Raw genomic sequence first — 12,307 nt, forward strand, 5'->3', positions numbered from 1 at the left:
GTTTATTGCTCATTGCTTCTGCACCTTAACATCCATCATAATGTGAGAATTGATACCATCCGCTACAAACTCCTTTATCTTAATCGCACCTTTACGTCCGTCCGCTGTTTCAAAAAGAACAATCCGAGGAACCACAGAGTCATCAAAATCTTGAATACCACCCATGGTTTCCTCAATAATCATTTCAGACAAAAGCCCATCATCCTCCAAGGCATCAAATTCCGCTACTGAAAGGGATGCTTCGCACTCGCAGGACTCCTGTAGATTGATGAACTTGGTATGCTTTGCATTGGGCATCGGTTCAAAGGTGTAGTCCTGAACCTCATCCAGGGTCACAAATTTGTTGAAGTTGAATTCTTGATTAAGCGCAAAAAAGGCGATATCAATCGTACTGGCATCATCCATGGGCACAGAACTTGCGTGATAGACTTGCCGGGTAATTGTGGAGTACAGCGCACCTTTTAGATTGGAATTGTGGGCCGTACTGATACCCATCACCACATCTTCCAAAATTCTAAGGTTGGTGTTTTCATAAACGGTAACTTCTTTGATTTTGGTGGCGCTGCGCTTGGTGTTGTAAGCTTTAAGCTTAATTTGATGCACCCCAGGTTCATTGATGGTAATGATCGGGTCAGTGGCTATACTGGAGGTTGGTTCGGCAGTTTCAAAAGTCCATTCGTAGCCTGTGGCGTTCATACTTTTGTTGAAAAGATTCAAGGTTACCGGTGCTTGAAAGTCATCATCTTCAAAGGCGGGTTCCATATCAAAATCGGCAAAAACATCAGAAGCTACCGTAACTGTGTCCGTTATGGTTTCTGTTTCCCTGCCATTCCCGGCCTCCAACGTTACTATATGGTCCCCCGGCTCTTGAAACACAATTTTCCCAGGGGTATGTGCATCGGATTTTGGGGGAATGCCTCCGTCAAACGTCCAATTATAGGTTGTGGCTCCTGTGGTGGTGTTTTCAATAGTGATGGTTACCGGGGCGTAATCATCGCCTTCCACATTGATTTCAAAATTGGGTACAATGGCTTCATCAATTACCAATTCATAATCCACTGCTTCCTCAATCCCATCTCGGTTGGATGCCACCAAACGGATTTTGTACTCCCCTTTCTCACTGTAGCGTACCGTTCCCGGGTTTTTGTCGGTGGATGCAGCCGGTTCCCCACCTTCAAAAGTCCATTGAAAGGTGTCCGCGCCTTCGGTTTGGTTATTGATTTTAACAGCTACGGGCACAGAATAGTCCTTGTCCACCACTTCAACATCAAAATTGGCCTCAATGGGCAATGCTGCTTCTTTGGCACATGCAACCAAAAAGATTGCCATGAGGCACACAATTATGTTTTTTGCGTTCTTCATTATAAAACCACAATCTTTCGAATTTCACTTCCTTTGGCCGTTTCCAACAGTATGAGGTACATCCCCGAGGCTAAATCCAAACTATACGGAACTTCATAAATGGCACTGCCGGTCAGTTCCTGTTCATCGTGAATATGATTTGTGGTGAGACCGAAAATTCGTAACGATGCAGCTGATGCTTCCTGCAAGGACACTACAACCGTAAATGTTCCTGAGGATGGATTTGGATATACTTTGAATTCTTTGATGAAGGGCGATATGGCCTCTCCTGCATCCGGGAGTTCCCTAGCTTCTGCCACAATGATGGTCTTGGACACATCTTGATAGCAATCGCCTTGGTAGTTTCTTAAGATTACTTCGTAATTGCCGGGGGCATCAAATCGGAGGATTGCCATTCCCTCTTCTTGTTCCACAACCTCAGCACCATTGGGGAAAATCCATTCTTCATTAGTGCCTATTGGGTTACTGGTGTTTACCAAAACCACTTCTTCCCCTGCAAAGGCCTGCGACGTGATCAAAAACTGCGCATCTACATCAACTTGGGTGGTAACTATTTCAATGGTATCGACCCCGGAGCATCCCAAACTATTGGTCACGGTGGCGGTGTAAATTCCAGCTTCGGATAGGTTTACTTGGGGCGAGGTGCTATAAAACCCGTTGTTGGACGTCCACTCATAGGTGGCCGCTGGGTCATCCACCGAAATGTCCAAATAGTGTTCTTGTCCGTTGCAAAGGGTCCTATCCGCTCCCAAGTCCACGGCACTTGGATATGGAGCCGTCAATTCAATAGCTTTTGAAGTAATGCATCCAATGGCATCCACCACCTCCAAGGTATAGGTGCCCTCCCCTAAACCATCAAGTGACAAAGAGGTTTCATCAATATTCCACAAATAGGTGTAAGGAGGTATTCCACCTGCAATTTCCACACTTAAGCTACCATTTGTAGCATCGTAACAGGTAGGGGCGACAGTATCAACTATGTTGATGACCAATGCTTCAGGCTGGTCTATGGTTACCTGACCGCTCACCTCGCACCCATAAAAATCCATCACATAGACCATGTAGTTGCCTGCTGTTAAGTTTTCAGCCATATCCCCAGTAGCTCCTGATGACCACGAAATGTCATAAGGGGGCATCCCTCCTTCTATGGCCACTGTGGCAAATCCATCGTTGCCATTAAAGCAGCTCACATCCGTTTTATCCAGTTGCAGCGTAATGGGGTCGGTTTCCTGAACGGGGTATTCATAATCCGTGGGTTCTTGTAGCACATTGTCCACGTAAATGCCCAAAATGATTCCATTGGCATCCTCAATATTGACGGAATATTCACCTGCATCCACATTGTCCAGTACATTTCCAGTGACGTTGGGGATGATTTGCCAGTTGTTCTGCTCGTCTTTCTTTTTCCAAGTGTATAGGTAGGCATACTGACCGTCAATCAAGGGATCAAAAGGGACTCCGCCGGATGCAATGGCCAGAAGCTGACCATCATCCGAAGGATTATTGAACTGATTGCCCCCATTGCAGGATATGGGAATGGTCTGTTCCACCGTCAACGCTAAAGCGGGCGGCTCTTCCAAAATAAATTCAGCCACATACGTACACCCTTCTTGCTGAATTGCGTTTTCGTAATTGGCATCGGTTACGGTAATGGTATAGGTGCCTGCGGGTATATCGTGTGCCTGTATGACGTAGCCGTCTGGAGTGCTCTGTGTGGTGGTGGTATTGATGATGTTGTTTCCTTGATCTCGCCATTCGTAGTTATAGCTATCATCGTTGAAGGGCGTTCCCCCATTAACCTGTACCGTAATGCTGCCATCGGTAAAGCCATTGGCCGTGGGCTGCACATATTGTGGGTTTGAAATGGAAACGGCTTCATCGGGTTGCCCAATGCTGACCTCTGCTTCGGCCTCACAGCCACGAGCATCAATCACATATACGGAATGATTTCCTAACCACAATCCTTCTGCAGTTTCAGTATTCGCTCCGGTAGACCAGTTGAACTCAAAGGGAGGGGTTCCGCCGTTTACAATTGCGGTAGCCGTTCCATCGGTGCCCCCGAAACAGTTGATGTCTGTTTTTTCAATCTGAACGGTAAGCAGTACGGGTTCTTCCAATAGATATTCCACTGGAGTGGCTTGTTGTAAAAGATTGTTTTCATAGGTGCCGACGACAATTCCGTTGGCATCGACAATGTTTACCGCATATTCACCTGCTTCCAAATCGCTGAGCACTTCGGAATTGTTATTTGGAATGGCTTGCCAGTCATCGTTCTCATCTTTCTTGCTCCAGAAATATTCATAAGGCGGCACTCCACCAGAAGCTATGGCCGTTAATTGGCCGTCGTTGGATGGGTTGTTATAGTTGTTGGCACTGTTACAGGAAATGGGAAGGGTCTCCTCTATGGTCAATTGCAGCTCGGGAGGGCCTGGCAATTCAAAATCTTGAGTCAATTCACAGCCTCCTTGGTCGTCGGCATCGTCGTAATTGGCGTCTGCAACTGTTAAGGTGTAGGTGCCTGCGGTAATATCTTCCAGAGTGATGCGATAGACTTCACCCACGAGAACTGCCGATGTGGTATTGATGGGGTTGTTGTTTTCATCATACCAAGTGTAGTCGTAGCTGTTGTTTTGATAGTATGTACCTCCAGAAACATCTACTGTAATGCTGCCATCGGTAAAACCGTAGGCGGTGGGTTCTACATATTGAAAAAGCTCAGCTGAAATTGGTTCGGGAGGCTCAATGATGGTCTCAGAATCATCCTCACTTGTTCCTTCACATTGGTTGCCATCCCTTACTTGAATGATGTAATCATTTGCCTCCAAGTTATTCAAGATATGGGTGCTCCCATTGTTGAAATCTTGCCATCCCTCATTGTTTACGTTGTATTGATAATTGGCTCCTGTACCCCCAGAAGCTTCAATTTCGATTCGGCCATCACTGCCGTTATGGCAATAGACATCGTTGAGATGTTGGAGGGAGAAGGTAACTTCAGATGGGGGTAGGATTTCGAAAGGGTTACTTTGCACCACACTCGCTGGGTATTCCCCTCCCACGGTTTGATATCTTATATAATAGATTCCCGGGGCCAACCCAACTGGCCAGTCGTAGCTATTATTCTCATCCAAAACTGTTGCTTTTTGGGTTGGTATCTGTGCAATTTCATTGTTGTTTTCATCAATGAAATAAAGCGTCATTTGAAGTTCTTCATTTTGAAGTAGTGCTCTATCAAATTGAGCTATAAAACCTCCATCACTACTATCTGAACATTGCGTGTCAAAAGTTTCAATAGGTTCTAATAATTCGGGTGAACAAGGAATTATTTCTAGCTGTATAGTGTTGGTAGAAACGCCTTTATAAGTACCCTTTATGCGTATTGGCCCTGTATAGCTGTAATTATTGGAAATTTGTTCGAAAGTAAAATTATATACGTTAATCAAATCTGGATTCATAGGTACCTGAGCGTCTGGGTTTGAACCAAAATTATACCACGTATTTCCTTCATTCACTAGTTGATACTCCCATCTCCTTGCAGATCTTAAAGGAATTGGTTCGCTTTTACAAAAGGTGCTATCCATTTCTGGATCAGGTTCGAGATAAAAGGGTTCTATATAAAATGGATAGGTATAACCATTGACGTTACAAGCACCTGTAGTATATGCTGCCGAATTATGAAAATTCTCAGGGGTTACATTACTAATCCATTCTTCACCATCCTGTGGACATGAATCGAGGTTTAGTTGGGAGCTTATTGTAAAGCTTTCCGGTACTTCTATAACCTCTTCATCGATGATTCCTGGCATCTGCCAGAGAACGTTATTGTAGTAGTAGGATTCATTGAAATCTTCATCCATGTTGGACAATATCAAATTGAAAGAGACAGCGTCTACATCATCAAAAAACTCATCATTGGTAATTAGTGTCCTTACAATCACCTGCCGCTGTGCAAATACACCTGTGGATACTATCAAAGTCAGTATGAACAATAGTTTTTTCATAGTTCTCAATATTTTACTTCCAAGGTTGAAGTTTCACTCACCCCACCATCCATAAAAACCACCCGAAACAGATATTCATAGGTATTGTTCGGTTGTATTTTGCTGTCCACAATGCCTTTGGCATCTACAGACACTTCTTTTAGCAAATTGATGGATTTGCCTTGTACTCCTTTGTAAATGGTAATTTTGGAAGCATTAGGTTCGGTATAGATCTTCCACCGAATGGTTATGGTTCCTATTTCCCTGTCCGCTTCCCCGTACAATCCTTCCAGGGGTGAACGTAAACTGGTCTTGGGTACAATTACTGTAAGTGGGGGCGCTGGGTCGGATTCCAGTTGGCTGTCGTCAATGGCTATGATGGTATAGCTGTATTGTTGACCTTCTGTTACTTCCCTATCGGCCCACTGCACACTACTATCCCCCAACTGCCATTTGCCATCTGCCATCTGCATACTGCCCACTGCTCCCTGCATACTGCTCCCTGCATACTGCGTACTGTCAACCGTAAAAACAAGTTTCCAACCATCACTGTCTTGTTCCTTCCTATATACTTCGTGCCTTACCACATCCTCGCTGGAACTATTGGCCCAAGTGAGGTGTACTTTTCCCTCTTTAATCTTGTAGGATTTAAACACGGGTTGCGTGGGTTTGATAAAATCCGGTTTTTTGAGTTCCAATATCTCGGAAGGCTCGGACATATTAAAGCGATGATCCACAGCAATCAATTGGTAATACACTTTGCTGTTCAGGTCTTTTACCGAAACACTATCATAGTATTTTGTGCCTTGGTGCGGCGAAACCGTAATCTGGGAATATTCCTCATTTTTGTTGTTTCCTTTAAAAACACGATAGCCCAGCATATCTTTTTCGGTGTTGGGAGTCCACCTTAAGGTAACTACCCCCAAGCTGTCCACCTCCCCTTTAAACCCTTTGGGTTTAGCTGGTGGAATGGAATCCACCGGCTGCACCAAGGCTGGGAAAGAGGTACGTTTACTTCCGTTTTTGCCCAAGGCGGTAATCGTCATGTAGTTGGTGGGCATCAAACTATCATACCGCACCTTTCTGGCTTCTGGAGGAATATTTTTCACCACGGCCTTGTAGTTTCCGTCTACATTATCACTTTGGTTGAGTTCAAAGCCCGTGATCAAATCATTGCCTTCTTCCAGAAACTCCCATTCCAACAATACGGTTGTATCGTCTTCAAAATATCTCGAGGTGATATGCGGTACGTAGGGTAGTTTTTTCTCTCCTTTTCCAGAAACCACTTCAGAAACGGGACTTATTTCCCCAAAAGGAGTTTTCCCTTTGATCCTGTAGTAGTAAATGGTACCATTCACAATGGAGTCTGTATAAAACATCCGCAACGGGTCCGTTTTATCGCTGTTGTTCAGGCTGGTCAAGGGCAAATCATTGAGTTGACGGAAATTTTTACCATCAACTGACCGCTCTATATAATAGCTGTTATACGTTTGGTTGTGGATGGCATAGTTCCAACTCAACATGGATTTTCCATCAAAAAAAACCGCTGCCAAATCCAAGGGTTTTGGTAAATCCTCATAATCTTGAAGCCCTACAAACACTCCACCTTCCTTTATCGTCATTACATCTTCCGGAACCAAGGAAACTATTTTGTACACATATTTCTCGTTGGGTGCTACTTGATCATCTACAAAACCCAAACCTGCCATTTGTGCCACTTCATAATCTTGGTCGGCGGCATATAACCCCCATGTGAATCGTTGCTCCTGCTCTTCTGCCAAATTTATGATGGCCGATAGTTGATTCATACCCTCCACATCGAAACCTTCCCCATAAATGGATTGTGCCATTACGGCGGCATTATCATTTTTCTCCACTAACGGCATCCACTCCTCCAAGGGTTTTGGCCTAAATATTCCAAGTGATTTTTCTGTGGGAACAGGCAAGGTTTCATTATTTCGGGTTACCGCATAGCGCTTTAACTCATAGCCATATTCGTTGAGTTTTCGCCATGCCAAGGGTGTGGTGACCGCCCATCGCAGCATAATCTTGCCATCTTGTTGCGGACGTGCCATGACTACAATCTTTGGTTCATCTCCAAAAATAGAATCCATATCCTGTGTCTGTGACCAGACTTGGTCGACCGCAAACACTGAAAGAAATCCAAGGAGGACAAATGAATATGTTGATAATTTCCTCTTTCGTCCGAGCTTTATATATTCGATGCAGTTCTTCATTACTAATTGAATGGATTTTCATATTTAAAAATTGCTGATGATCCATTCATGTTACCCGGAAGGATATAGTTAACCCTAACTTTATAAGTTCCCTTTGGGATATGCGGAAAAACACCATTTATTATGTTATTATAATTTTCAATTTGAAAATCTTGATTGTTCGAGATATATCCGTTCAATAGTTTGTATTGAATTTCTTTAAAATCCTGATTATAGTAGAACGGTAAATTATACCTATATGGAAACCGCACATTCAACATAGAATGATCAGGTTGGTGTTGCATATAAGTGGGATACCAACCAATCAATTCCAATGCCCGTTTTGGTGGAATACCTAAAATATTTTCATTTCTGCTTACAGTAATCTGTGATTGAATTGGGTAATCTTCGTATATGAGGGGATATATGGTACTTTGATAGTAAGAATCGTCCAATACTGCTTCTAGAGCCATCATGGGTTGATCTTCCGTGTACTTATCCCCAAAAATTTCTTCTAGACTAAAACCTTCCGAAGAATTCACATCTACTTGAAGTGCATGTACATTTGAGTATATAATTTCCTTAACTGTACCTGTAGTCGCCTTGTTAAGTATTTTTTCTTTAAAGGAATTATGGACACTTGTGGAAAACTCATACACCAAAATTTCGGTTCCAGCTGCCTTTTGGGCGGTTGTACCAATTTCTCGGTTGCGCACTTCCACGGTTGTCCCTTCCTGCCCTGTACTCTCAGCCACATAATTTTCATCTACACTACCTGATGAGGCTTCCTGTGGAGACTGGCTTACTATTTTAAACGTGTATGTTTGTTGATTTTGAAGTGTTGGAAAATCAAAGTGAACCATCTTTTCGGAGGTATTGTACGATACCTGATCTGTACCCAAACTTTGTGTTTCTGTGCTGAAACTAGTGGATTGCACCCAATCGGTCTGTGGAGCAAACAAATAGGGTTGACCCCTTTCCAGTTTAACATAGCCTGTTTTTCGCTCATTTTGATAAAAATATTGTTGGTCGACCACGGGATAGGTGTAAACTACATTGGTCAACGGAATATAATCTGGAGCCTCACCTGTTGTAAAGCTACGCTCCTCGATTTCTTTGGCAGGCTTACCATCTTGTGTCAAGGTAATCCAGCTATTGCCCCTTCTTTCTTGAAAACTGACGGTAACTTTGACATTCACTGGAGCGTTGGGAGGTAAAATATCGTGAGAAACAAAGTTGGCCAGGTCTTTATTTTCATTCCATTCCAACTCCCCCGGGATTGTATTCCCTTCGCTGATTACCCGATATTCATCCAGAAGTATACGATAGGTTTTTATCCCTTCGTCATCCTCCAATTCAAAAGGGTGATTTATGCGCATATTGAATGCTGCTTGCGGCACGGTAAACACATCCATTCCATCAGACCCGTCCCTGGGAGTCACATTGGAAATCACTTTAAGGCCACCCAAAGGTGCCCCGCCCACGATTTCACATTCCTCGCCCAGTTCAATCTTAAACCGGAACCTTCCTTTGACCAGTCCTCCGAGAAGGTTAAAGTGGCCGCCGACATATCCTTTGAACCAGGCTGGATTGGGTAATTTAGCTTGCAACAGAACCGCGGCACCTGCTTTGATTATGGGTATCTTCTTCCGAACGAACATCAATTTGATGTTGATTCCCAACTCTCCTTGCAGATAAGCATAAGCTTGTCCATTCGCGTACCAGCCATCAATGCCTATTTGACCACTGCCTGCACAAGCAGTTTCCCCATAGTCCTTAATCATAATATCGAAGCCCAGCCCTGCTTGAAAACGTGCATAGAAAACCAAAAAGGTCATATCGCCAGTATCCAAGCTAAAATCTGCCCCAAAAGCAAAACCCATTCCGCTTTCCAGTGCATTCAGGTCACGCATATAATTCAAGCTCTCAACGTCCACACCTAAAATTTCAGCAACTATAGGTGGGGGTGGTGGACTTCCAGGAAGGTCTTCCCCAATCATTAGATAAGCTGTACTCTGCAAACTAAAGCTGCCCAGACCAAGCTTTAATCCTATTCGATCTTGTGGGGTTCCGATATGCAGGTACCATTCTTCCGGTTCAATGTGGAAAACCGCCCAACCTGCCCTACCCTTGGGGCCAACTCCCTGAAAAAGTCCTCCGGGTGTATTTACATATATTTCCAATTCTGCATGGAAAGTACTGTGCTGAAAATCCATTTCCATGGCAAAATGGGCATCGATTCCGACATCAAAGGTCAAACCATCTTGTGGAAAGCTGACTTTGCTGTAATCAACCAAGTTGGTTTCTTTTAGGCGTTGCATTGTGGTATTGTTTTCGCCAAAGGAGTTGATTTTTTCCTCCATACCCTGCAGCTTTTGTTTGAATTGGTCTCCAAACTCAAAATCCAATGCTTTGACTATGTGCCCTTCTCCAAAAAACATCACACGGTTCAGTCCGTAATTGGTGTTGAAATCCATTTCAAAACCCACTTTGCCGTTGAATGCTTTTTCATTGGCAAGTGCAAAGCCGACCAGAGCACGAAAACCAAGTGCATTGTTCGCATTTGGGATATAGGATTGTCCCGAAGGAACCAATGCAGAGTATTCTCCGGGCTTTTTGCTCATCCTATAATAAGCTCCACCACCCAATCCGTTTACCTTGGCGGGACCGATGAATGATGGTGTGACAGCATTGGATAAATCCACATAGGCATCTACGAACCAGTAGCGAAATTCCGTTTTGCCAAACCATGCGGAGGCATCCACAGCGATACCATTGAAAGTAGCTCCCAATTCTCCATAAAATCCATCGCCGTAGACAGGGTCGTCATTTTTAATGTCGACCATTCCACTGATTTGGATCGTACCCAAATCCGCCTTAATCTCAATTTGGCCTACTTCAATTTTTTGAAAACGCCAACGATGCAGTCCTTCATCTTCATTGAACCCTCCCACAATAGCCAGGTCTGTGTTCCCTGCAAACCCTTTTTCCATCATATTCACATCCAAATTGAAGGAAAGTGATGCGGTGGTGTTACTGGAATTAAATTCAATCTGAGAAATGGTGACCGGGAAGTTTCCAAACGTGACATCTCCGGTATAGCCCATGTAGTCTACTTGAAAATAAGGCGAAACCGTTTGAAGTTGTAGGTTTTGAAAGGTGATGCCCTTAAAGTCCACAGTACCCTTATCCGGGTCCGAGGTACTGTTGCTTCCCTTTATGGCCAAATTACCATGAAGCACGGCTTTGGGTCTGAATTTTTTATCGGAAACGCGTAATTCTACATAGGAATTGGCTGTAATGGTTGCTTTGGCCTTAAAAACATCAAAGGGTATGGCATCATTTGTCGTGGCGGTTAGCAGATACTCTTCATTTACAGGGTCAATGATTGCTTCATAACTCAGCGTTTTTTTGTTGAGTTCCGTTGTATTGTTTGCTTCTTGAGCTGTAACTTCTTGGGTGACGGGCAACACAATTTTACCATCAAATCCTGCCCCAACTAGATTATTGGCCAATAAATCAGCCTCAATATGATCTACGGAGAACTGCCACTTTGAAGCCTCTCCTTCATTGATTGGCAAAACATTATCTGCAGAAAAATTCCCTGAGACGCCAACTCCATCAATAAGCAAATTGGTAGCTTGAAATTTTATGCGTTCCTCACTATTTCTTTTTTTGAACTGTTCCGGCAATATTACTTGTACATTGTTGACATATACCCCACGCCATAACTGTTCATTCCCTGGCACTAAATATTGTTGATAACCTTCAGGAAATTGTACGCTTGATGAATTTCGAATATCACTAAAATCAAAAACAGCATTGTTAATGTCAAAAATGAGTCCTGCCTTTCCAGAACCATCGGAACTTTGCGGCTTTGCCAATTGAAAAGAGGGTAAATCAATCTCAACCAAAATATCGTTCCAATCCCCTACAATGGTTTGAAAGTGCCCTTGGACCTTTACGTTTTCATCTGCAATAACTTCATAATTGGAATCAACAGGTTCCAGCATACTACGTGGAAATAATACATCTGCAGTTATGCCCATTTCTTTAAATCCACTACAATCAATCGTGACATAGGTCAGGTCTTGAATATTTCCTGTTTGCATATCAAAACCACCTTTTAATGCCACTAATCCATTGCCCCCATTGATTGGAATGCCAATATCCCCCAACAACACAAGGTTGGCGTCACCATAAATCCCACCTTGATGTGATATTTTTATATTGTCCGCCCCAAAAAAAAGCTCAATGGGTTCATCATTTGCATCGGATTGTGGTATTTGAATATGAACAAAAGCGGTTACCTCTGTAAAATCACGCATAATTTTAGCCTTACTAATGGCCAATCTGTAGGTAATTGTCCCAATCTCTTTTTTAACCCCTATGGGCAAAGTGACCAAATCATTTGGAGATATAAGGTTCACATAGTTTTGGTTCGTTTCGAGTGCTTCAAATACAGATTTTGCAGTACCGACCTGTTGGTTGGTAACCGTGTCCGATGCAAAATTTTCTAAAAAGTAATCTTGGTCGAATTCACTTTTTAAAGGAGAATATTTGTATGATTTTTGCCGGTTTGTACTTAAACCATCAAAAAAACGACGAGTAGATTTTTCTTCGGTCTTTCCCTTTATATTTGATAATGAATCTTTTCCTACTGATATATTTGCCTGCATCAACTGTACCATTTGAAGCATAAGTGTACAGATCAAGGCTACCCGTTTGAACATATAAAATCACTTTTTTTCC

Annotated in this window: 4 protein-coding genes; all 4 read right to left on the reverse strand. The window is 43.2% G+C overall.

What is annotated here, in order from left to right:
* Nucleotides 1–9: 9 nt before the first annotated feature.
* A complete protein-coding gene (locus J4E06_RS08970) occupies nt 10–1,329 on the reverse strand; it encodes a PKD domain-containing protein (RefSeq protein WP_349523700.1) in 1,320 nt (439 codons plus the stop codon).
* Nucleotides 1,330–1,361: 32 nt separating this feature from the next.
* Complete coding sequence (locus tag J4E06_RS08975) at nt 1,362–5,360, reverse strand: T9SS type A sorting domain-containing protein (protein ID WP_349523701.1); 3,999 nt, start codon at nt 5,358–5,360, stop codon at nt 1,362–1,364.
* Between the two features lie 5 nt (nt 5,361–5,365).
* Entirely contained in the window at nt 5,366–7,453 is a 2,088-nt protein-coding gene (locus J4E06_RS08980) for a fibronectin type III domain-containing protein (RefSeq protein WP_349523702.1), read from the reverse strand.
* Nucleotides 7,454–7,578: 125 nt separating this feature from the next.
* Nucleotides 7,579–12,288, reverse strand: coding sequence for a hypothetical protein (locus J4E06_RS08985; protein WP_349523703.1), 4,710 nt, complete (start codon nt 12,286–12,288; stop codon nt 7,579–7,581).
* Between the last annotated feature and the right edge of the window lie 19 nt (nt 12,289–12,307).

The sequence above is a fragment of the Allomuricauda sp. NFXS6 genome, from assembly GCF_040148835.1.
Lineage (GTDB): Bacteria > Bacteroidota > Bacteroidia > Flavobacteriales > Flavobacteriaceae > Flagellimonas.

Coding starts and splice junctions, on each gene's coding strand:
- J4E06_RS08970 (WP_349523700.1), bottom strand. CDS start 1,329: ATGGCAATCTTTTTGGTTGCATGTGCCAAAGAAGCAGCATTGCCCATT.
- J4E06_RS08980 (WP_349523702.1), bottom strand. CDS start 7,453: ATGGATTCTATTTTTGGAGATGAACCAAAGATTGTAGTCATGGCACGT.
- J4E06_RS08985 (WP_349523703.1), bottom strand. CDS start 12,288: ATGTTCAAACGGGTAGCCTTGATCTGTACACTTATGCTTCAAATGGTA.
- J4E06_RS08975 (WP_349523701.1), bottom strand. CDS start 5,360: ATGAAAAAACTATTGTTCATACTGACTTTGATAGTATCCACAGGTGTA.